Source organism: Bradyrhizobium sp. B097, assembly GCF_038957035.1.
In the GTDB taxonomy this organism is placed as follows: domain Bacteria; phylum Pseudomonadota; class Alphaproteobacteria; order Rhizobiales; family Xanthobacteraceae; genus Bradyrhizobium.
Genome location: NZ_CP152412.1, coordinates 4,538,257 through 4,559,883, shown reverse-complemented (window position 1 = coordinate 4,559,883; position 21,627 = coordinate 4,538,257). Strand labels below are relative to the sequence as shown.

At 64.8% G+C, this 21,627-nt stretch carries 16 protein-coding genes and 2 tRNA genes; 3 read left to right on the top strand and 15 right to left on the bottom strand.

Annotated elements, in window-relative coordinates; genetic code table 11:
* Positions 1-233: 233 nt before the first annotated feature.
* The 6 genes from AAFG07_RS21500 to AAFG07_RS21475 all read right to left on the bottom strand — a co-directional run bounded on the left by AAFG07_RS21500 (position 234) and on the right by AAFG07_RS21475 (position 4,998).
* Positions 234-971 carry a DUF2497 domain-containing protein gene (locus AAFG07_RS21500; protein WP_342728977.1) on the bottom strand — a complete coding sequence of 246 codons (738 nt, stop codon included), beginning with the start codon at positions 969-971 and terminating at the stop codon, positions 234-236.
* Between the two features lie 329 nt (positions 972-1,300).
* Positions 1,301-2,683: a TolC family outer membrane protein gene (locus AAFG07_RS21495; RefSeq protein ID WP_342728975.1), complete on the bottom strand. Its 1,383-nt coding sequence runs from the start codon at positions 2,681-2,683 to the stop codon at positions 1,301-1,303.
* A 215-nt stretch (positions 2,684-2,898) separates the two neighbouring features.
* On the bottom strand, positions 2,899-3,564 hold the full coding sequence (locus AAFG07_RS21490; protein ID WP_342728974.1) for a protein-L-isoaspartate O-methyltransferase: 666 nt from the start codon (positions 3,562-3,564) through the stop codon (positions 2,899-2,901).
* A 135-nt stretch (positions 3,565-3,699) separates the two neighbouring features.
* Complete coding sequence (locus tag AAFG07_RS21485) at positions 3,700-3,879, bottom strand: hypothetical protein (protein ID WP_050404540.1); 180 nt, start codon at positions 3,877-3,879, stop codon at positions 3,700-3,702.
* A 133-nt stretch (positions 3,880-4,012) separates the two neighbouring features.
* Positions 4,013-4,087, bottom strand: a tRNA-Asn gene (locus AAFG07_RS21480).
* 425 nt (positions 4,088-4,512) lie between these two features.
* Positions 4,513-4,998 (bottom strand): anthrone oxygenase family protein, encoded by a 486-nt coding sequence (locus tag AAFG07_RS21475; RefSeq protein WP_342728973.1) that lies wholly within the window; start codon positions 4,996-4,998, stop codon positions 4,513-4,515.
* Between the two features lie 92 nt (positions 4,999-5,090).
* Here AAFG07_RS21475 and AAFG07_RS21470 point away from each other — a divergent pair, with 92 nt between their 5' ends.
* Both AAFG07_RS21470 and AAFG07_RS21465 read left to right on the top strand, forming a co-directional pair.
* A complete protein-coding gene (locus AAFG07_RS21470) occupies positions 5,091-5,738 on the top strand; it encodes a TetR family transcriptional regulator (protein WP_342728972.1) in 648 nt (215 codons plus the stop codon).
* Between the two features lie 340 nt (positions 5,739-6,078).
* A complete protein-coding gene (locus tag AAFG07_RS21465) occupies positions 6,079-6,261 on the top strand; it encodes a hypothetical protein (protein WP_342728971.1) in 183 nt (60 codons plus the stop codon).
* A 43-nt stretch (positions 6,262-6,304) separates the two neighbouring features.
* Here the strand turns inward: AAFG07_RS21465 and AAFG07_RS21460 are convergent.
* The 6 genes from AAFG07_RS21460 to AAFG07_RS21435 all read right to left on the bottom strand — a co-directional run bounded on the left by AAFG07_RS21460 (position 6,305) and on the right by AAFG07_RS21435 (position 16,349).
* Positions 6,305-6,378, bottom strand: a tRNA-Cys gene (locus tag AAFG07_RS21460).
* 55 nt (positions 6,379-6,433) lie between these two features.
* The gene (locus AAFG07_RS21455) at positions 6,434-7,159 is read right to left on the bottom strand and encodes a tRNA-uridine aminocarboxypropyltransferase (RefSeq protein ID WP_342728970.1); all 726 of its coding nucleotides are present in this window, start codon (positions 7,157-7,159) and stop codon (positions 6,434-6,436) included.
* 37 nt (positions 7,160-7,196) lie between these two features.
* Positions 7,197-10,301, bottom strand: coding sequence for an efflux RND transporter permease subunit (locus tag AAFG07_RS21450; protein WP_342728969.1), 3,105 nt, complete (start codon positions 10,299-10,301; stop codon positions 7,197-7,199).
* On the bottom strand, positions 10,298-13,426 hold the full coding sequence (locus AAFG07_RS21445) for an efflux RND transporter permease subunit (protein ID WP_342728968.1): 3,129 nt from the start codon (positions 13,424-13,426) through the stop codon (positions 10,298-10,300). The genes AAFG07_RS21450 and AAFG07_RS21445 overlap by 4 nt, the downstream gene beginning before the upstream one ends.
* Positions 13,427-13,474: 48 nt before the next feature.
* Entirely contained in the window at positions 13,475-14,926 is a 1,452-nt protein-coding gene (locus tag AAFG07_RS21440; RefSeq protein WP_342728967.1) for an efflux RND transporter periplasmic adaptor subunit, read from the bottom strand.
* Entirely contained in the window at positions 14,916-16,349 is a 1,434-nt protein-coding gene (locus AAFG07_RS21435; RefSeq protein WP_342729206.1) for an efflux transporter outer membrane subunit, read from the bottom strand. Before AAFG07_RS21435 ends, AAFG07_RS21440 begins: the two co-directional genes overlap by 11 nt.
* Before the next feature lie 639 nt (positions 16,350-16,988).
* On the opposite strand from AAFG07_RS21435, the gene AAFG07_RS21430 reads away from it, so the two are divergent.
* Positions 16,989-18,023 (top strand): cysteine synthase A, encoded by a 1,035-nt coding sequence (locus tag AAFG07_RS21430; protein WP_092114509.1) that lies wholly within the window; start codon positions 16,989-16,991, stop codon positions 18,021-18,023.
* A 118-nt stretch (positions 18,024-18,141) separates the two neighbouring features.
* Here the strand turns inward: AAFG07_RS21430 and AAFG07_RS21425 are convergent, their stop codons facing one another.
* The 3 genes from AAFG07_RS21425 to AAFG07_RS21415 are packed head-to-tail and all read right to left on the bottom strand — an operon-like array spanning position 18,142 to position 21,616.
* Positions 18,142-18,882, bottom strand: coding sequence for an amino acid ABC transporter ATP-binding protein (locus AAFG07_RS21425; RefSeq protein WP_029083902.1), 741 nt, complete (start codon positions 18,880-18,882; stop codon positions 18,142-18,144).
* Positions 18,883-18,893: 11 nt separating this feature from the next.
* Positions 18,894-20,414 (bottom strand): amino acid ABC transporter permease, encoded by a 1,521-nt coding sequence (locus AAFG07_RS21420; protein ID WP_342728966.1) that lies wholly within the window; start codon positions 20,412-20,414, stop codon positions 18,894-18,896.
* Complete coding sequence (locus tag AAFG07_RS21415) at positions 20,411-21,616, bottom strand: ABC transporter permease subunit (protein WP_342728965.1); 1,206 nt, start codon at positions 21,614-21,616, stop codon at positions 20,411-20,413. The genes AAFG07_RS21420 and AAFG07_RS21415 overlap by 4 nt, the downstream gene beginning before the upstream one ends.
* Between the last annotated feature and the right edge of the window lie 11 nt (positions 21,617-21,627).

Sequence of the window (21,627 nt, the reverse complement as noted above, 5' to 3'; positions counted from 1 at the left end):
CAATGCGCTGTGGACCATGGGGAAAGGGTAGAAAGCCGCCAGAACGCACCGAGTCAACCGGACCGGCACGTCAAAACGGCATTGAGAGCGTTTTCGAGCGAAGTGGACGCAGGTTCGCGTGAAGAAAACGCGTCCAAACAGGGAACTGGCGTTTCGGGTCTGATCCTATCAGAACCGAAACTCTGGGGCATTTGGGGGCTGAATGAGGGCTGCCAAGCCCCCTGCGGCAGGAGCTACCGCCCGCGGGAGACCCGCTCGATCTCGGCCTTGACGATCCGCTCGACCAGCCCCGGCAGATTGTCGTCCAGCCAGGACTTCAGCATCGGCCGCAGCATCTCCTTGACCAGATCCTCCAGCGTCCGAGCATTGTTGCTCAGCACGGTGTTGGCCAGCGAATTGAAGGCGGATTCGACCGCCCGCATCGTGGTTCCCGAGATGATCTGCTGCATCGGCGCGGTTTCGATTGCCGGCGGTTCTCTCTCTCGAACCGGTTCTCGCATGGGCTCCGGCGCCCGTGTGCGGGCTTCCGTGAACTCGACGTCGTCCTGCGGTTCGACCTTGCGGAACGACGGCGTCGCCGCCGGCTCCGGCAGCGCCATGTCGTCGGTGAGCTCGAATACGTCGGCTTCGGGCTGCGGCGACGGCCTGATCTCGGACGCGGGTGTCGCCTCGTCGAGGCTGGCGAGCAGCGAGTCGATGTCATCCTGATTGTTGCTGGCCGGCGCCGGCGCTGGCGGCGGTGATTTCGGCGCTGACGCGGTGGGCTTCGCGGCCGGGGGCGCTGCGGGCGGCGGGCTCTTCATCGCGGGCTTGGCTGCTGGTGGCGGCGGTTCAACCTTCGGCGGCGGCGCAGCGGCTGCCGAAGGTTTCTCGGCCGCGGCCGGCTTCGCCTCGTCGTCGGCGATGATGCGACGGATCGACGCCAGAATCTCCTCCATCGAGGGCTCTTGGACCTTCGCAGGCTGCGTCATCTCCGACTCCACATCGAACTTATTTTACATCAAGCCCGAGAGGATTCGCCGGTTCCGATGAAGCGGGCGGAGATTTTCATTGCTCCCGCCCGACTTGTCCCCAGATCAAGCCCGCCCGAGGCTTTGTGCAAGCTTCGTGTCGCCCAATGCAGCGTGATCACAGGTGGCGTCGCACCTGCCATCACGCAACGCCGGCGCGAATCGCCTTGCTGCCCGACAAAACGGTATGTCAGGCCAATTATCGATTGCAAGCAAACGCGCCAGTCTGTGGTCCTGATTAACTCAGAACCACAAACATGGCGCGACAAGCGATGTTGACGTGAAGGTGTTTAGCGGCCGTCGGGCGTGCGCACGCCGGCCCAATTGTCGCGCACCTGCTGGTAGTGCACGCTGGCATCATAGACGTTGGTCGAAAGGCCCATCACCTGCGGTGACAGCCGGCCAATCGCACTCAGCACGTTGTAGGATGCAACGACGCGGTCGTGTTGCGCGGTGACGAGTGCGTTGCGCGCATTGACCAGCGCTTGCTGCGCGTTGAGCACGTCGAGCGTGGTGCGCTGGCCGGCCTTGGCCTCTTCGCGGACGCCGTTCAGCGCGATTTCGGACGCGGTCACCTGCGCCTGCGCCGACGCGACCTGGGACTTGCCGGCGACCAGCTGGCCCCAAGCGGTGACGACGTTGGCGCGCGCCTGATCCCTGGTCTGTTCCAGGACCAGACGCTGCTGCGCCAGTGATTCCTTCGACTGCCGGATCAGCGAGTATTCAGCACCGCCCTGATAGATCGGCACCGACACCTGAACCTGCGCTGCCGCATTGAAGCTGCGGTTCACCGACAATTGTTGCTGGTAGCCTTCGGTCACCGACGCCTGCAACCCAACCGTCGGCAGCAGCGCGCCTTCGGCAACCTTGGTCTGCAGGAAGTTGACGTCGACGCCGTACATCGCGGATGTGACGTTCGGATTCTGGGTCAGGCTGAGCTCGACGGCGGCCGCAAGCGTCGTCGGCAGGAAGCGATCGACCGGCGAGCCGGGCGCGAGATTCTGCGGTTCGTTGCCGATGATGCGGCGGAAGTTCGACCGCGTCGTCGTCAGGTTCGATTCCGCGGTGAGCTGCTGGGTCTTGCCGGCCGCAAGCTGTGCCTCGGATTGCGCAACGTCCGTGCGCGTCACCTCACCTACGTTGAAGCGATCCTGGGTCTGCTTCAGCGTCTGTTCCAGCACCCGCGTGTTGCTGCGCTGGACCTCGACGATCGCAGCGTCGCGCAGATAATCCATGTAGATGGTGGCGGCGCTCAGGATCACGGTCTGCTCGAGCACGCGCAGACCTTCGCGCGCCGACGATACCTGGCTTTCGGCCGCGCGCACCTTGTTCGGGGTCTGCGCGTTGTACAGCGATTGGTTCACCGTCAGACCGGCGCTGGCCGGATTTTGGGTGCCGTGGATCGCGTCCTTGATGCCTGTCGGCTGCTGGTCGGTGTACTGATATCCGCCGCTCACGGTCAGCGCGGCTCTCGGACGATAGCCTGAGAGCGCCTGGGGAACGTTTTCGTCAGTTGCCCTCACCAGTGCGCGCTGCGCATTCAGCTGGGGATTGTTCTGGTAGGACCGCACCAGCGCGGCCTCGATAGTATCGGCAAGCGCGGGCACGGGGCCCATCTCCGCCAACAGAAGGACGGCAGTCGCAGCCGCGGTGATAAGCTTCACCCCACGCATCCCCGGTAATCCAATCATTGTAGTCGCCGTCTCCACAAGCAAGTCAGTTCCGGCGGTCGCTTCAGACGAAGTGAGTCCCGCCTCACCTTAGTCCGCAGCTAAGGGCAACGGAACTACCCCGCAACGGAACGCGGTGGAAACTCTTCACATGGGGCAAACGGGCCACACTTCTGATTCAGAACGGGATTTTATCAGCTGGCGCAGCGCGGTAGCGGTCAGAAGACGAACGCCGGAACCCGCTCGAGTCCGGGCAGCACAGGGGCCGTGGCGTCGAACAGCTCGCGATGGCCGAAATCCCCGTGGGAGTGAGTCACGAGCGTGGCACGCGGCGGTGGCGTCAGGCCGAACACCCCGACCAGCCGGCCCCCCTCCTTGAGCTGGCCGAACAGTCCGGTCGGGATAACCTCGGTCGCACCGTTGAGAACGATGACGTCATACGGCGCGCCGGCGGCGTCACCGTCGGCAGCGGCTGCGGTCTTGACGGTCACGTTCTGAATGCCGAGCTGGCCGAACGCTGCGGAGGCCTTTGCGGCCAGCGCCGGATCGCTCTCGGTTGCGCTGACCTCGCGGGCAAAGCGCGCCACGATGGCAGCGGCGTAGCCGGTCGCGCAGCCGACCACCAGGACGCGGTCGGTTGCCTTGATCTCGGCGGCTTGCAGCATCCGGGCGAGCAGCGCCGGCGTGATCAGGCAGCGCCTGGCCGCGCCGCCCTCGGTCACGTCGAGATCGAGGTCCAGATAGGCCAGCGCCTGCTTGCCGGCCGGCACGAACACCTCGCGCGGCACGGTCAGCATGGCTTCGAGAATACGATCGTCGGTCACGTCGCTCGGACGCACCTGACCATCCACCATGTACTGGCGCGCGGTCGAAAAACCGGTCATTGGCGGGATCCTGCAAGTCGCGGCATTGCCGCTGGAGAAGCTAGAACAGGGCCATCTTTTGGAACAAGCTCCGCCAAAACGCAACACGCCGTTGGCGTGCAAAACCCGCTCCAAAAATGCGCGCCGTGGTGCGCTCTATTCGATCGTGACGGCAAGCCGGCCGATCAGGCGAGCCACTTCATCGAGATGCTCGGAATCATGCTCCTCGACGGCCCTCGCGAGCCGGCGGACACACTCATCGTCACTGATGTCGGGAGCATCGCTCGGAACAAGCGTCGGCTGCGGCATCGACAGGTCGATCAGGTTAATGGCCATCAAAATCACCTCTCAGGACCCGGCAGGACGAAGTGTTGACGGTTATTGAGTCGATTTGACGACGTTTCTTGTCTGTCCGTAGCGGACCACAGGCTTGTGATGGGCGTTGAACGGGTCTTGATGGGGCCAAAACTGGCTCCCCGGGCTGGATTCGAACCAGCGACCATTCGATTAACAGTCGAATGCTCTACCGCTGAGCTACCGAGGAATAGGCGAACCAAACGTTCGCGAGCGGGCAGCGTATAACAAAGCCTTTCGGCCTTGCAAAGAACCAAATGGGGCTCCGGCGAAACTTTAGCGGGGCACGGTAAACCTCTGCGGCGCAAGGCTTTGCCGGCGTTCCAGGGTGATGCAGGCCTGTCCCGGCTGTCCCGTTATCGGCGCCGCGGGCGCAAGGAAACACCGTCAAACACCGCCGGGCGCGGCCATTTCGCCGCGCCGCTGATTCTTCCGCGGGCACGCTCCGCCCCTGACGTCATTCCGCGATGAACGAGGTGGTCTTGGTGCCGGGGTCGTAGCGCAGCCTCAGGACGTTGAGCTTGCAGAGATTGACGTTCTTCCACAGCACCGATTCATTGTGGTTGGACCAGTCGACCTTGATGTTCCAGACGCAGCCATCGTCGTCGTTGCGCCCTATCGCGCAGCGATGGCGGCAATCAACAGCGCCGTCGCCGCAAGCGAGGCGATGGTCCGCACGTGGTTCCAGATGGTCCAGTCGGTCAGGTAGCGCGCCCAGACCGGCGCGGCCGCGGTGCTCACGGGATCTGTGACCGCAAGCTGATCGTTCAGCGGCACGTTGAAAACGACCGTGACGACGAACATCCCGACGACATAGAGGCTGCCGCCGCAGATCATCGCAAGCGCGCCCGGCTCCTGCCATCGCAGCCCGCCGAGCACGACCAGCCCGGCGCAAGACAGCGTGGTGCCGAGGAAGACCGGCATGAACAGCGAGCGCACGATGTCGACATTGATCGCGTTCATCGCCGAGATGCCGGCGGCCTGGTCGATGCGGCCGAGCGCGGTCATGACGAACGCCGAGAACGCGAAATAGACCCCGGCAAGCAGGCCGCAGCCGAGCGCGGAAAACCACAGCAAGCCCGAGGTCAGGATATTGCGCATCGCACCACCTCAAAAAGCGAGGGATACTCGTATTTGTAAAATGCGATAAACTCTCGTATTTGAGACGTCAACCCCGATTGCGGAGGAGACAGATGGCGAGACGAAAGGCCGCGCCCGCAGCAGAAGCCCCCCTGCCCGGGCTGGCGCGGCTTGCCCCGACGCAGCAGCGCAGCCGCGAGCGGTTCGAACGCATCCTCGCCTGCGCGACCGAGATCATGGCGGAGAAAGGCAGCGAGGCCTTCCGCATGAGCGACATCGTCGAACGCAGCGGCGTCGCATTCGGCTCGCTGTATCAATATTTCCCCGACAAGGCCGCGATCATCGGCACGCTGGCGGAACGGCATAACGCGGTCGGCCGCGATTGCGTCAGGCGCGATCTGGCCGCGGTCTCGTCCGCGCGCGACCTGCATCCGGCGCTATGCCGGATCGTCGACAGTTACTACGAGATGTTCATGCGCGAGCCTGTCATGCGCGACATCTGGCAGGCGACCCAGGCCAACCGCGCCCTGCAGAAGCTCGATGCGGACGACATGGCCGTGCTCGCCGGCCTGTTGTCCGACGCGGTCAGGCGGGTTGCGCCCACGATGCCGGCCGCCACCCTCAGCACCTTCTCGGGACTGACGATGACGCTGATCGCAGCCGCCGTGCGTCACGCGATCACGCTGCCGCCGCGGAAAGCACGGCAGGTGCTGACGCAGTTCAAGACCATGCTGCCGGGAGACCTCGCCGGGCTGGCATGACCGCGACCACGCCGATGTCGGGATTTCCCCGGCACTGATGCGATAGACAGCCGGCGTAGACGATCTACGCCGTTCGGGCCTTCACTGTCACGTCTCCCTAAAATTCCTGCGATATTTGACGGCTATGAATATTGCCGGGAAGTCCATGAAGAGTTTTTCGCAAGATGTGATTTGTCTCACACGAGGAGCGGCCTTGCCGACCTAGGTTCCCCGAGGGGTCATCAGACATTTATTTACCAAAGCGGGCGCCATCGTTCTTTTCATAAAATTCGAACGAATCGCTCAATCCGAACCGAAGACAGTTTTGCGACCATGGCGCTCTCGAACCTCGGAGAGCGCGATGAGCGAAGTCGAATTTGATCTGCTGCTGGACGCCGTGCGAACGGCGATCGCGCCTATTGCTCAGGAGGATTTCGTGGCCCAACCGTCGCCCCGCATGCAGCCGCCGCCGCGCGCCGCGAATGACAACCAGGCGCCGTGGCCGCTGATTCCGTTTCCTGAAGGCTGGTACGCCGCAAGCTAATGCGGCTTCTCATTTGTCGGCTGCAAGCCATTGATGAGATGAGTGGAGGCCACGACCAGAATTGAACTGGTGTACACGGTTTTGCAGACCGTTGCGTAACCACTCCGCCACGTGGCCCCTTGCGGCGCACTTCATATACGCCCTGTCTGCGATAGGCAACCAAGCCGGACAGCTAACGTCGGCGCTTCCGGAAGTCCCGCTTCTTCGGTTTTGGCGCCAATTCCGGCATTTCGGCCTGCACTTCGCGGAATCTCGCCAGCATTCGCTCGAAACTATCAGTTAACGCTGCCGCGATATCCGGCCGCTTTTCCAGCCCGGCCAGCAGGATCGCGGCCGCCTCGATGGTGGACAGGCCGTCGCGCCGCGGTTCCCGGCGCAGCTTGCCGTACAGCGAGGGCCGTTTCGGCCCGAGAATCACCCGCTGGCACTTCAGCATCCAAGCATTGCGCCACCACAGCGCCTTGGCCTGGCTCCAGGTGCCGTCGAGCAGCACGATGCCCTCGATGTCGGAGAGAAGCGCGCGCTGGTGCGGCTCCAGCTCGCCCTTGCGGTTGATCGCGACGATCTCGGCGTCGGTATCGAGATCCTCGACCTTGGCCGAACCGAGATAGAGCACCGCCCAGCGCGACGGATCGGACACCGGCCGACCGAGCGCCTTGGCAAGGCTCGGCCAGGACAGCCCGATCCGCACCACGGCGTTCTCGAAATGCCGCGCCAACAGTCGCGCGGTGCCGAGCGCCCTGTCCTGCTCCTGCGGATGGATCAAGATCAGGAGCCGGATCCGGCTTTTGATCGGCGTGACGCTGTCGCAGATGCACAGCGGCATCGGCTTGCCGCAATGCGGACACTCCGGGATCTCGGTGGCAAGTTCGGTCTTTGCTTCGGTCGGTTCGGACATCGCTCCGCTATACGCGTGCGGAGCCATTCAATCCAACCTATTCCGCCGGCGCGTGCACGCCCGACGGCGCCGGGCGCCGGCGCAACCGGTCGATCAGCAGATAGATCACCGGCGTGGTGTAGAGCGTCAGGATCTGCGACACGAACAGGCCGCCGATGATGGTGATGCCGAGCGGCCGGCGCAGCTCGGTGCCCGGGCCGGTTGCAATGACCAGCGGAATGCCGGCGAACAGCGCGGCCATGGTCGTCATCAGGATCGGGCGGAAGCGCGCCCGGCAGGCCTCGAAGATCGCATCCCGCGACGACAGGCCCTGATGCCGCTCGGCCTCGAGCGCGAAGTCGACCATCATGATGCCGTTCTTCTTGACGATGCCGATCAACAGGATGATGCCGACAAAGGCGATCACGGTCAGCGGCGTGTTGGTGACCTGCAGCGCCAGCAAGGCGCCGAGCCCGGCCGACGGCAAGGTCGAGATGATCGTGATCGGATGCGCCAGGCTCTCATAGAGCACGCCGAGCACGATATACATCGCGACCAGCGCGCCGAGAATCAGCAGCGGCTGCCGCCCGCTGGTCTTGTTGAAGTCGCCGGCATTGCCGTCGAAGCTGCCGCGAATGCCCTCAGGCATATGCAGCTCGTCGACCGCCTGCTGGATGTTCGTGGTCGCGACCTCCAGCGGCACGTCCGGCAGCAGGTTGAACGACACCGTGGTCGAGGGGAAGCCGCCGGAGTGATAGACCGCGAGCGCCGACAGTCCGCGCTGGTAGTGCACGAGCGCCGAGAGCGGCACCTGCACGTCATTGGCGCCGGCGACGTAGATGCGCTCGAGGTTCGACGGGTCGCTCTGGAATTTCGGGTCGATCTCCAGCACCACCACGTACTGGTTGCGCTGGGTGTAGATGTACGAGATCTGCCGCTGCGAGAACGCGTTGTTGAGCGCGTTATCGATGTCCTGCACGCGGACGCCGAGGCTGGAGGCGATCTTGCGGTCGATCACGAGGTTGAGCTGCAAGCCGCCGGGATCGCGGTCGGCGGAGACATCGGTGATGCCCTCCACCGTCTCCATGCGCTTGGCGACGAGCGGCGCCCATTTCTGCAACAGATCGAGATCGGTCGAGGCGAGCGTGTACTGGTAGTCGGAATCGCTCTGCCGGCCGCCGGTGCGGATGTCCTGGGCGGCGAACATGAACAGGCGGATGCCCGGCACCATGAACAGGTTACGGCGCAGCCGGTCGATCACCTGCGCGGTCGACAGGCCTCCGCGCTCCTCCGGCGGCTTCAGGCTGATGAACATGGTGCCGCGATTGGAGGTCGCGCCGCCCGGGCCGCCGCCGGAGCCGACCGACGAGCCGATGCCGGCGACCGCAGGGTCGGCCATCACGATGTCGGCGAGCCGCTGCTGCAGACCGAGCATCGATTGGAACGAGATGTCGGCGGAAGCGCGGGTCGCCCCGATCACGAAACCGCTGTCGTCGGTCGGGAAATAGGCCTTCGGCGTCTTGACGTACAGCACCACCGTCAGCGCGACGGTGGCGAAGAACACCACCAGGGTCAGGAAGGGATAGCCGAGCACGATCCGCAGGGTCGACGCATAGAACGCCACGACGCGCGACAGCGTGCCCTCGATGATGCGATCGTACCAGGTGGCACGATCCGAGGTCGCCTCCTTGATGTAGTGCGCGCAGATCATCGGCGTGATCGTCACCGACACCAGGGTCGACACGATGATGGCAAACGTCAGGGTCAGCGAGAACTCGCGCAGCAGGCGGCCGACGATCCCGTCCATGAAGATCAGCGGCGTGAAGGCCGCGATCAGCGACAGCGAGATCGACAGCACCGTGAAGCCGATCTGCTTGGCGCCTTCGACCGCGGCCGGATAAGGCGCCATACCCTGCTCGAGATTGCGGTACATGTTCTCGATCATCACGATGGCGTCGTCGACCACGAAGCCGACGGAGATCGCGAGCGCCATCAGCGACAGATTGTCGATCGAGAAGCCGGCGAGCCACATGCCGGCGCAGGTGCCGGCCAGCGCCAGCGGCACCGAGACGCCGGCTGCGATCGTCGGTACGATCCTGCGCAGGAACACGAACACCACCACCATGACCAGCATGGCGGTCGCGAGCAGCGTGAACTGCATGTCCTCGACGCTGGCGCGGATCGTTCCGGTACGATCGACCAGGGTCGAGATCTCGACACCGGCCGGGATCCACTGCTTCAGTTCCGGCAGCATCCTGCGAACGCCGTCGACGGTATCGATGACGTTGGCGTCGCCCTGCTTGGTGATCTGGATCAGCACCGCCGGCTGCTTGTTGAACCAGGCGATTGAGCGCGAGTTGCGAACGGAATCCTCGACCTCGGCGACATCCGAGAGGCGGACGAAATTGCCGTTCGAGCTCTTGATGATGATGTCGCGGAATTCGGCCGCGGTGCGCATCTGCTTGTTGATCGAAAGCGTCTCGCTCAGCCGGTCGCCATTGAAGATGCCGACCGGGCCCAGCGGATTGGCATTGATGATCGCGAGCCGGACGTCGTCGGTCGCGATCCCGGCATTGGCCAGCGACACCGGATTGAGCGCGATGCGCACCGCCGGCTGGTCGGCGCCGCTGACGGTCACCTCGCCGACCCCCGGCACCTGCGAGATGCGCTGCGCCAGCACGGTATCTGCGACGTCGTACATCGCGCTGGTCGAGATCGTCTTCGAGGTCAGCGCCAGCACGAACACGGGTGCCGCGGCCGGATTGGCCTTGCGGAACCTGGGCAGCGACGGCAGGTCGCTCGGCAGATCGGCGAGCGAGGCATTGATCGCGGCCTGCACGTCGCGCGCGGCGCGGTCGATGTTGCGGCCGATCGAGAACTGCACCTGGATGCTGGTGGTGCCGAGCGAACTCGTCGAGGTGATCTGGTCGACCCCCGAAATGGTGCCGAGCTTGCGCTCCAGCGGCGCCGCGACAGTCGCAGCCATCACCGAGGGATCGGCGCCGGGCCGCGACGCCGACACCCGGATGGTCGGGAAGTCGACATTCGGGACCGACGACACCGGCAGAAACTCGTAGGCGACGATCCCGACCAGAAACAGCCCGATCGCCAGCAAGGTGGTGCCCACCGGCCGGCGGATGAAGGGCTCGGAGATCGAGATCACTGCATGCCCTCGGTGGCGCCCGCGATCGGCGGGCCGCTGGGACCTGCCTCCGGCACGGCCCGCTCGATCCGGCGGTTGAGCCGGTCGAGCGCGAGATAGATCACCGGCGTGGTGTAGAGCGTCAGCAGCTGGCTCAGCAGCAGGCCGCCGATGATCGAGATACCGAGCGGGAAGCGCAGCTCGGCGCCGGTGCCGCTTTCGATCGCGAGCGGCAGCGCACCGAACAGCGCCGCCAGCGTCGTCATCATGATCGGCCGGAACCGCAACAGGCAGGCCTGCACGATCGCGTCATAGGACGACATGCCCTGGTGCCGCTCGGCCTCCAGTGCGAAGTCGATCATCATGATCGCGTTCTTCTTGACGATGCCCATCAGCAGGATGATGCCGATCAGGCCGATCACCGAGAGGTCCTGCCCGCACAGCATCAAGGCCAGGATGGCGCCGACGCCGGCCGAGGGCAGCGTCGACAGGATCGTGATCGGATGGATGTAGCTCTCGTAGAGCACGCCGAGCACGATGTAGATCGTGATGATCGCCGCCAGGATCAGCCAGGGCTGTCCGGCCAGCGAGCGCGCGAATTCGGCGGCGTCGCCGGAATAGATGCCAACGATGCTGCCGGGCATGCCGATCCGGGTCTCGATCGCCTTTACCGCCTCGACCGCATCGCCGAGCGCCTCGCCGGGCGCCAGGTTGAAGCTGAGCGAGACCGACGGGAATTGCGCTTGGTGCGAGATCGCGAGCGGCGCCGTGGTGCGAACCAGCGTCGCGACCGCCGACAGCGGCACCTGCGCCCCGCTCGCACCGGGCAGATAGAGCTTGTCGAGGATCGAGGGATCGCGCTGATACATCGGCAACGCCTCGAGCACCACGCGGTACTGGTTGGCCTGGCCGTAGATCGTCGAGATCTGCCGCTGCGCGAAGGCGTCGTTCAACGTGTCGGTGACGCCCTGCAGACTGACGCCGAGTTGGCCGGCGCGCTGGCGATTGATGTCGAGCGCCGCACGCAGACCGCCATCCTGCGCCTCCGACGAGACATCGCGGAAGATCGGATCGCGCCGCATCTCGGCGACGAGCTTCTGCGACCATTGCGAGACCTCGCCGGCATCGGTCGCGGTCAGCGTGTACTGGTATTGCGAGCGGCTCGACTGGGTCGAGATCTGCACGTCTTGCACCGGCTGGAAGTAGACTGTCATGCCGGGGACCGTCGCGATCTTCTGCTTCAGCCGCTCGATCACCTTGACGACGCCGTCACGCCGCTGATCGAGCGGCTTCAGCGTCATCACCAGGCGGCCGACGTTGGTGGTCGGATTGACCGAGCCGGCGCCGATCACCGAGACCACGCCGACCACGTCGGGGTCGGCCTTGATGAGGTCGGAGACCTCGCTCTGCCGGCGCTGCATCTCGGCAAACGAGACGTCGGGGCCGGCCTCGGTCACCGCCGTGATCGAGGATGTGTCCTGCAGCGGCAGAAAGCCCTTCGGCGCCAGCACATACATGATGAGCGTCAGCGCGATGGTCGCAAACGTCACCAGCAGCGTCGCGCGCTGCCGCCGCAGCACCCAAAGCAGCGTCCGATGGTAGAACTCCACCATGCGGTCGATGAAGCGGCTGACCGCGGCAAGGCCCGGGACCGCCATCTCCTCATGGATGTTCTTGAGCAACCGCGAGCACATCATCGGCGTCAGCGTCAGCGAGACGATCGCGGAGGTCACGACCGCGATCGTCAAGGTCAGCGCGAACTCGCGGAACATGCGGCCGACCAGGCCAGACATGAACAACAGCGGAATGAACACCGCGATCAGCGACACCGTCAGCGAGATCACGGTGAATCCGATTTCGCTGGCGCCCTTCAGCGAGGCCTCCATGACAGTCTCGCCGCCTTCCATGTGGCGGACGATGTTCTCAATCATCACGATGGCGTCGTCGACCACGAAACCGGTTCCGATGGTCAGCGCCATCAGCGACAGATTGTCGAGGCTGAAGCCGGCGAAATACATGACGCCGAAGCTCGTGATCAGCGACAGCGGCAGGGCGACGCCGGCGATCAGGGTCGCGCGCAGCGACCGGAGGAACAACAGCACCACCAGCGTCACCAGCACCACGCTCAGGACCAGCGTGAACTGCACATCGTGGACCGAAGCGCGGATCGTCACGGTACGGTCGGAGACGATGGTCAGCTTGACGCCGGCCGGGACGGCCCGCTGCAGCCGCGGGATTTCGCCGCGGATCTGCTTGACGACGTCGATGACGTTGGCGCCGGGCTGGCGCTGGATATCGATGATGACCGCCGGCGTGCCCTGGTACCAGCCGCCGGTGCGATCGTTCTCGAGCCCGTCGACGATCTGCGCGACGTCGCCGATCGTCACCGGCGAGCCGTTGCGATAGGCGATGATGATCGGCCGGTAGGCGTCGGCGGCGGCGATCTGGTCGTTGGCGGCGATGGTGTAGGATTGCTGGGCGCCGTCGAGCGAACCCTTCGGCCCCGACACGTTGGCGCCGGCGATCGCGTTGCGCAGATCCTCCATCGCGATGCCATAGGCCGCAAGCCGCGCCAGGTCGGCCTGCACGCGCACCGCGGGCTTCAATCCGCCGAGGATCGAGACCCGGCCGACGCCGGAAATCTGGCTCAGGCGTTGTCCGAGGATGGTATCGGCAAGATCGCTCATCGCCCGCAGCGAGATCGTGTCCGAGGTCAGCGCCAGGGTCATGACCGGCGCGTCCGCCGGATTCACCTTGGCGTAGACCGGCGGGTACGGCAGTGTCTTCGGCAGGATGCCGGCGGCGGCATTGATCGCGGCCTGGACGTCCTGAGTGGCGCCGTCGATATCGCGGTTGAGGTCGAATTGCAGCGAGATCTGGCTGACGCCGAACGAGCTGGTCGAGTTCATCGACGACAGCGACGGAATCTGCCCGAGCTGCCGCTCCAGCGGCGCCGTGATCAGCGAGGCCACCACGTCGGGGCTCGCGCCCGGCAGTTGCGTCGTCACCTGTACGGTCGGGAAGTCGACCTGCGGCAGCGCCGAGACCGGCAATGCCCAATAGCCCAGCGCGCCGCCGATCATCAGGGCGATGCCGAGCAGCGAGGTGGCGATCGGCCGGCGGATGAACGGTTCGGAGACGCTCATGGTTGCGTGCTCGCTGTTAGGTCGGACATTACGAGGTCAAGATGTCGGTCATGGCTGCGCCTTCGGCGCGCCGCCCGACTGTTCGCCCCCTGCCGCCGGCGCGGGCGCCGGTCCGGTCTGCCCCTTCGGATCGCCCTCGCTGTGGTCGCGCCGGCCGCGATGCTCGCCGCCCTGCCCGTCCTGCTTGGCGTCCTTGCTCTGGTCCTTGCTCTGGCCCTCGCCTTGCGTCCCGCGCTTGCCGTCCGGAGTACGGCCGCGCTTGCGCGGCGCAAGATCGGCGGCCGGCGGCCCGTCGTCCTTGCCGACCACGACCTTGGAGCCATCCGCGAGATTGGCAAAGCCCGTCGTCACGACCCGGTCCGACGTGGTCAGGCCGCTGGCGATGACGGCTTCATGCTCGTTCTGCTGCGTGACCGTCACCGGCTTGGCGGTGACGGTATTGTCCGCGCCGATCACATAGCTGAAGGTCCCGGCCGGACCGCGCTGCACAGCAGAGGTCGGCACCACGATCGCCTGCGGCAGGGTCTCGACCTTGAGGCGCACATTGACGAATTGGCCGGGCCAGAGCTGGTAGCTGGCATTCGGCAGTTCGGCCTTCAGCTTCAGCGTGCCGGTGGTCGGATCGACCTGGTTGTCGATGCCGGTGAGCTTGCCGGTATCGATCACCGTGACGCCGTCATTGCCGAACACATCGACCGCGAGCTGGCCCTTCGCGGCCGCGGCGTTGACCCGCATGATCTGCTGCTGCGGCAGGCTGAACCACACCGCGATCGGTTGCAGCTGGGTCAGGATCACGAGCCCGGTGGTGTCGGAGGCGTGGATGATGTTGCCTTGGTCGACCTGGCGTAGGCCGGCGCGGCCGGAGATCGGCGCGACGATCTTGGTGTAGCTCAGGGTGGCGTGCGCATTGTCGACCTGGGCCTGATCAGCCTTGATGATGGCTTCCTGCTGCGCGACCAGCGCACGCTGCGTATCGGCCTGCTGCTTCGAGCCCGCGTTGGTCGCAGCGAGCTGCTCATAGCGAGCGAGGTCGATCTTCTGATTGGCGAGCAGCGCTTCGTCCTTGGCCTTCGTGGCCACCGCCTGGTCGTATTGCGCCTGATAGATCGCGGAATCGATCTCGCCCAGCACATCGTCCTTCTTGACGTCCTGGCCCTCGACGAAATTCACCTTGAGCAGCTTGCCGTCGACCTGCGACCGCACCGTGACGGTGTTGAGCGCCTTCACCGAGCCGACGCCGTCGAGATAGACCGGCACGTCATGCACCTGCGGCGTGGCCGCGAGCACCGGCACCGGCAGATCGGGCCGCGCGCCCGCGCCGCGCCCGCCGCCTCCATTTTGCTTGGGCTGGAAAGCAAGCCAGCCGAGATAGCCGAGCCCGCCGAGGATCACCAGTGTGATGAGCAGCGATACCATGCGCCCAAGCAGACGCGAGACCAGGCTTCGCTTGCGTGGGGCTGAGCTTTTCTCGTCGTCCGTCGAGTCGGGCTTAAAGAGCATCGACCGGTCTTTCCATCTTCGGTTCCCAGCCGCCCCCCAAGGCCTGATACAGGCTCACGATCGCCGATAGCCGGGCCAGCTGGGCCTGGGAATAAGCGTCTTCCGCCTGGAACAGGGTCAGCTGCGTGTTTAGCACAGTTACGATGTCGGCGGTGCCGGCCTTGAGCTGCTGCTCGGCCAGGTCGAAGGCGCGCCGCGACGACGACAGCACGTCGCGCTGCAGCTGCAGCCGCCGCGTGGTCTCGCGGATCGCGACCAGCGCATTGTCGACATCGGTGAACGACTGCACGACCGTCTTGCGATAGGTCTGCAGCAGCTCATCCTGCCGCGCCTTCGCGTTCTCGAAATTGCCGAGGATCCGGCCGCCATCGAAGATCGGCTGGGTCATGCCGCCGACCAGGTTGAAGAAGGCCGCATGCGGCTGGAACAGCGAGACCAGCGCCTGGCTCTGGTAGCCGCCCGTCCCGGTCAGCTGGATGCTCGGGAAGAACTGCGCCCGCGCGCTGCCGACATTGGCGGTGGCGGATGCGAGCTGCGCCTCCTGCCTGCGGATATCGGGACGCTGGGTGAGCAATTCGGACGGCAGGCCCGGCGTCACGCGCGGAATCGCGACTGAATTGAGCGAGCCGCCGGCGAGGCGCACGCGCTCCGGCGGCCGCGACACCAGCACCGCGAGCGCGTTGATGTTCTGGTCGAGCGCCTGCCGCAGCGGCGGCACCAGCGCGCGCTGGTTCGCCAGCACGCTCTCCTGCTGCGCGACGTCGAGATCGGAGCCGGTGCCGGCCTTGAAGCGTTCCCGGATCGCATTAAGGATACGCTCTGCGCTGGCGATATTGCGCTGTGCGGTGCGCAGCCGGTCCTGTGCGGCGAGCACCGTGAAATAGGTGTTGGCGACGCTCGCCAGCGTGGTCAGCGCCACCACCTCGCGGTCGAACCGGTTGGCGACGGCGGTCTCCTCCGCCGCCTGCGCGGCGTCGCGATTCTGGCCCCAGAAGTCGAGCTGGTAGCTCGCGCTCAGCGAGGCGCTGTAGTTCACCACCTCGCGCCCGCCATTGGTCAGGCCGCTGGCGCTGGAGCCGGAGGTGCGTGAATAGGTTTCGGACCCGTTGAGATTAACGGTCGGCAGCAGCGCCGCGCCGGCCTGCCGCGCCAGCGCGTCAGCCTGCCGGAAACGCGCCACGGCGGCGGCGATGTCGAGGTTGACGGTCTGCGCCTCCTCCATCAGCTGCGTCAGCTCCCTGGATCGGAAGCCTCGCCACCAGTCGAGCGTCGGAAGCGCGTCGCCCGGTCGGCCCAGCCGGGCGGCCTTGTAGCCCTGCGGCACGTCGAGCGCGGGATCGGGGATGTCCTGGGTCAGAATGCAGCCGGCTGAACCCGCGACCAGGCCGAGCGCAACAAGCGATCGTCCCGCGAGCCGTCGCATGCGGACGGCGAGGCCGAACCGGCCTCCAGGCGCCATCACGGACGCGGGCTGGGTCACACCCATTCTCCGCCAAAGCCAGACTTCGCCCGTGGCGCACAAATGACGCAGTCAGCAATGGTCTGGGTGACGTGCACGGAGTAATGCTTCCAATGGAACCTGGCTGTCCCATCCTATCCTTGGGACGATAGGGCGGACAGCCCTGTCACGATTGTGCGACGTCGCATCGCAAGCGATTCGTGGCTACCAGGAATGCCGACTTTTCCCTATTTTTACGGCATTTCCGCGCGCTTCAGACCGGTGCCGGAAGTCATCTTTCTTACGAAGATTTCATGGGGATTTCTCGGCCCTGTTGCTCCGAATCCGCAACATGCGCCGGAGCGACGCGCGGCGTCCCGCCTCATCAGGCCTTGACGCGGTCGGTCGCGCGCAACTGACGCAAAAGCGCTGGCCGCAGAACGATTCTGCCAGACGACCCGGCCGCTGCAAAACAGCCTCCTCCGAGATGCCCATGTGGTGCGTGCCAGTCGGGTTCAGCGTGGTGACCTGTAATTTGCCGCAGTGCGAAAGCCCTTCCCTTTTTCGATCAGCACACTAGGTTCGCCGCGAGCAAGACACAGACCGGCAAAGAAATTCCCCGACATGGCATTCAACAAAGACGTCATTGAAGCGATCGGCAACACCCCCCTCATCAAGCTGAAACGCGCATCCGAACTGACCGGCTGCACTATTCTCGGCAAGGCCGAATTCATGAATCCCGGCCAATCCGTGAAGGATCGCGCCGGCAAGGGGATGATCCTGGAGGCCGAAAAGCGCGGCGATCTGAAGCCCGGCGGGCTCGTGGTCGAATCGACCGCGGGCAATACCGGCATCGGACTTGCGGTCGTGGCGAGCGCGCGGGGCTACCGCACCCTGATCGTGATTCCGGAGACGCAGAGCCAGGAAAAGAAGGACATGCTGCGGCTGTGCGGCGCCGAGCTCGTCGAGGCGCCGGCGCTGCCCTACTCCAATCCGAACAACTATCAGCATCTCGGCAGGCGTCTTGCCGAGCAGCTGCGCAAGACCGAGCCGAACGGCGTGCTGTTCGCCGACCAGTGGAACAACCTCGACAATCCCAAGGCACATTACGACTCGACCGGACCGGAGATCTGGCAGCAGACCAACGGCAAGGTGGATGGCTTCATCTGCTCGGTCGGCACCGGCGGCACGCTCGCCGGCATCAGCCGCTATTTGAAGGAAAAGAACAAGGACATCGTCACCGCCTGTGCCGATCCGCACGGCTTCGCGATGTACGAACTGTTCAAGAACGGCCAGGTCAAATCGACGCCCGGTGACTCGATCACCGAAGGCATCGGCCTCGGACGCAAGACGCCGGTGATCGAGACAGCGAACGTCGACGATGCGTTCCTGGTCTCCGACGAGGAAGCTGTGACTATCATCTACGAGCTGCTGGAGCACGAAGGCCTGTGCCTCGGCGGGTCGACCGGCGTCAACATCGCAGGCGCGATCCAGCTCGCCAAGCAGCTCGGCCCCGGCAAGACCATCGTCACCATTCTCTGCGACTCCGGCAACCGCTATCAGTCCAAGCTGTTCAACCCGGCCTTCATGCGTTCGAAGAATCTGCCGGTCCCGGAATGGCTGGAAAAGCGCAGCAAGATCGAGCTGCCGTTCGTCTGACCGGTATCGCCATTCCGGGGCGGTCCGCAGGACCGAACCCTCAGGTGCGCAACTGCGCACCGAGAATCTCGAGATTCCGGGTTCGATGCTTCGCATCGCCCCGGAATGACGACAAACGTCACCGCAATATCTGGCTCAGGAACAGCTTCGACCGCGCATGCTGCGGGTTGGCGAAGAATTCCTGCGGCGTATTCGACTCGATGATCTGACCGGCATCCATGAACACGACGCGGTTGGCGACCTCGCGGGCAAAGCCCATTTCGTGGGTCACGACCAGCATGGTCATGCCTTCCCTCGCGAGATCGACCATGGTGTCGAGCACCTCCTTGACCATTTCCGGGTCGAGCGCCGAGGTCGGCTCGTCGAACAGCATCACCTTCGGGTTCATGGTCAGCGCGCGGGCGATCGCGACGCGCTGCTGCTGACCGCCCGACATCTGGCCGGGAAACTTGTTGGCCTGATGCGGAATCTTGACCCGCTCGAGGAACTTCATCGCGGCCGCCTCGGCATCCTTCTTCGGGATGTTGCGCACCCAGATCGGTGCCAGCGTGCAATTGTCGAGCACGGTGAGATGCGGGAACAGGTTGAAGCTCTGAAACACCATGCCGACCTCGCGCCGCACCTCGTCGACCCGGCGCAGGTTCGGGCCGAGCTCGATGCCGTCGACCACGATCTCGCCCTCCTGGAATTCCTCCAGCGCGTTGATGCAGCGGATCAGGGTCGACTTGCCCGAGCCGGACGGGCCGCAGATCACGATACGCTCGCCCTTGCCGACCTCAAGGTTGATGTCGCGCAACACGTGGAAGTCGCCGTACCATTTGTTGAGCGTGGAGATGTTGACGATCGGGGTTGTGGACATGGTGACCTTGTTCAGTGGCGGCGGTGAGCGTTGAGCCGATGTTCGACGAACAGCGAGTAGCGCGACATTCCGAAGCAGAACACGAAGTAGATCATTCCCGCAAAGGCGAAGCCGGTAAAGGCCGTCGTCGGCGTCGACCAGTTCGGGTCGGAGAACGACGCTCGCAGGGAACCCAACAGATCGAACAGCGCCACGATCGACACCAGCGAGGTATCCTTGAACAGCGAGATGAAGCTGTTGACGATGCCGGGAATGACGTAGCGCAGCGCCTGCGGCAGCACGATCAGCGACGTCGTCTTCCACCAGGACAGGCCGAGTGCCGATGCGGCTTCCGCCTGCCCGCGCGCCACCGCGGCTAACCCGCCCCTAATCACCTCGGCCATATAGGCGCCGGTAAAGATCGCCACGCCGATCAGGGCACGCAACAGGCCGTCGACGGCGAAATTGCCCGGCACGAACAGCGGCAGCATGTAGGTCGCGAAGAACAGCACCGTGATCAGCGGCACGCCGCGCCAGAATTCGATGAAGGCGATCGAGAAGATCCGGATCAGCGGGATGCTCGAGCGGCGGCCGAGCGCGAGCGCAATCCCGATCGGCATCGAGGCAACGATGCCGGTGATCGCGATCACCAGCGTCACCAGGAGGCCGCCCCACAGTCGCGTGTCGACGATGGGAAAGCCGCCGCGATCGAGCCCCATCAGCTTGATGCCGACGGCGATCCCGGCGAACGTCAGCAGGCTGCCGATCAGCGCCCTGCGGCCGGTCCGCATGCCGCCTCCGAGCACAAACAGCACGGCGGAGACGATCACGGCGGTGACCAGGAAATCGCCCCAGACCGGCAGCGACGAGAGCTGCAACTGGTCGCGCAGCCAGGTCAGCGGAAAGATCAGCCAATGGAACAGAAAGCCGACCAGGACGAGCAGCTTGCCCAGTACCCATGGCAGCGGGGCGATCGCCGAACTCTTGCTGAGATTGACCAAGAGATCGCCGGCGCCGCCAACGCTCTGCTCGAACAGCTGCAACACGCCGGCGGTCCAGCTCACGCCGAAGCCCGCGATGCCGCCGCCATGCAGCAGGAAGAACGCCACCACCGGAAACGCGAAGAAAAACAGGCCGGAGTTGATGCCCTTGGCCGGCAGGCGCGGCAGCAGCAGCGGCAACAACAGCGCGGCGCCGAGCCCATAGGTCAGATTGACCCGCCAGCGCTGCGCTTCCGGATAGAAGCCATAGATCAGCTGCGTCAGCTTGGCCTCAATATAGGGCCAGCAGGCGCCGACCTCGTGCCCCGCCTTTTCGGCGAGGCAAGCGGTGCGATCCTTGCCGGCCCAGACCGCGTCGACCAGCAGGAACTTGATCGTCGGGACAACGATGTACCAGGCCAGCAATAGCCCGAGGATCGTGAGCAGGATGTTGCCCGGCGAATTCAGCAGCCGCGTTCGCACGAAGCCGATGAAGCCGGTGGTCCTGGCCGGCGCCGCACGCTCGGCGACCAGATCCTGCCGGACAAAGGACGGGGCGGATAGATCCGTCATGCCGCCATGCTCCGGTTAATGCGCCAGCCATAGATGCTCATCAGCGCGCTCGTCATCAGCGAGAGCAGCAGGTAGACGCCCATCGTCATGGCGATGATCTCGATCGCCTGCCCGGTCTGGCTCACCGCGGTGCCGGCGAACACCGAGACCAGATCCGGATAGCCGATCGCCACCGCCAGCGACGAATTCTTGGTAAGATTGAGGTACTGGCTGGTCAGCGGCGGCACGATGACCCGCATCGCCTGCGGCACCACGATCAGCCGCAGCGTCGCGGCACGGCTGAGGCCGAGCGAAGAGCCCGCCTCCATCTGTCCCTTGTGGACCGACATGACGCCGGCGCGCACGATCTCGGCAATGAAGGCCGCCGTGTAGGTCGACAACGCGACCGTCAGCGCAACGAATTCGGGGATGACCCGCGCGCCGCCGGCGAAGTTGAAGCCTTTCAGCTGCGGCAGCTCGAACTTCAACGGCCAACCGAAGATCAGCATCGAAACCAGCGGCAGACCTATCAGGCAACCCAGCACATAGGGCCAGATCCTGATCATCTGCCCGCGCTGGAACAGGGCACGCCGGGCGTGGTGCCGCAAGCCCAGCGCCAAGACGATGCCGACCGCGAGCGCGGCCAGGAACGGATAGAGCCCCGGTTCGCTGACCGGCTGCGGCACGATCAGGCCCCGATTGTTGAGGAAGAACGTACCGAGGATCGAGACGCTCTGCCGCGGAGCCGGCAGCGCCGCGAGCACAGCGAGGTACCAGAACAGGATCTGGAACAAGACCGGCAAGTTCCTGACGATCTCGACATAGATGCCGCCGATCCGCGACAGCAGCCAGTTCGGCGACAACCGGCACAGCGCCACGACGAAGCCGATCACGGTGGCGAAGACAATGCCGATCACCGAGACCAGGATCGTGTTCAACAAGCCGACGAAGAACACCCGCCAATAGGTGTCGGAGTTGTTGTAGGCGATCAGGCTCTGATTGACGTCAAAGCCCGCATTGTAATTGAGGAAGCCGAAGCCCGACGCAATGTGCTGGGTCTCCAGGTTCGTCCGCGCATTCGCCACGATCTCGTAGGCGATCCAGGCGAGGATCGCGGCGAAGGCAATCTGGGCGGCCAATCCGTTCCAGCCGGTCTTGCCGCCAAGCGCACGCTTCAGCCTGAGGGCAAATTGCAGCGGTGGTTTGCGGGGCGCGATGCTCATCGCGGCAGCCG

Bases quoted from the DNA above. Each gene is read 5' to 3' on its own strand.
- AAFG07_RS21475 (WP_342728973.1), bottom strand. From the start codon at position 4,998: ATGCGCAATATCCTGACCTCGGGCTTGCTGTGGTTTTCCGCGCTCGGC.
- AAFG07_RS21445 (WP_342728968.1), bottom strand. From the start codon at position 13,426: ATGAGCGTCTCCGAACCGTTCATCCGCCGGCCGATCGCCACCTCGCTG.
- AAFG07_RS21465 (WP_342728971.1), top strand. From the start codon at position 6,079: ATGAGCGAAGTCGAATTTGATCTGCTGCTGGACGCCGTGCGAACGGCG.
- AAFG07_RS21430 (WP_092114509.1), top strand. From the start codon at position 16,989: ATGGCATTCAACAAAGACGTCATTGAAGCGATCGGCAACACCCCCCTC.
- AAFG07_RS21455 (WP_342728970.1), bottom strand. From the start codon at position 7,159: ATGTCCGAACCGACCGAAGCAAAGACCGAACTTGCCACCGAGATCCCG.
- AAFG07_RS21415 (WP_342728965.1), bottom strand. From the start codon at position 21,616: ATGAGCATCGCGCCCCGCAAACCACCGCTGCAATTTGCCCTCAGGCTG.
- AAFG07_RS21470 (WP_342728972.1), top strand. From the start codon at position 5,091: ATGGCGAGACGAAAGGCCGCGCCCGCAGCAGAAGCCCCCCTGCCCGGG.
- AAFG07_RS21500 (WP_342728977.1), bottom strand. From the start codon at position 971: ATGACGCAGCCTGCGAAGGTCCAAGAGCCCTCGATGGAGGAGATTCTG.
- AAFG07_RS21420 (WP_342728966.1), bottom strand. From the start codon at position 20,414: ATGACGGATCTATCCGCCCCGTCCTTTGTCCGGCAGGATCTGGTCGCC.
- AAFG07_RS21495 (WP_342728975.1), bottom strand. From the start codon at position 2,683: ATGCGTGGGGTGAAGCTTATCACCGCGGCTGCGACTGCCGTCCTTCTG.
- AAFG07_RS21425 (WP_029083902.1), bottom strand. From the start codon at position 18,882: ATGTCCACAACCCCGATCGTCAACATCTCCACGCTCAACAAATGGTAC.
- AAFG07_RS21490 (WP_342728974.1), bottom strand. From the start codon at position 3,564: ATGACCGGTTTTTCGACCGCGCGCCAGTACATGGTGGATGGTCAGGTG.
- AAFG07_RS21485 (WP_050404540.1), bottom strand. From the start codon at position 3,879: ATGGCCATTAACCTGATCGACCTGTCGATGCCGCAGCCGACGCTTGTT.
- AAFG07_RS21440 (WP_342728967.1), bottom strand. From the start codon at position 14,926: ATGCTCTTTAAGCCCGACTCGACGGACGACGAGAAAAGCTCAGCCCCA.
- AAFG07_RS21435 (WP_342729206.1), bottom strand. From the start codon at position 16,349: ATGCGACGGCTCGCGGGACGATCGCTTGTTGCGCTCGGCCTGGTCGCG.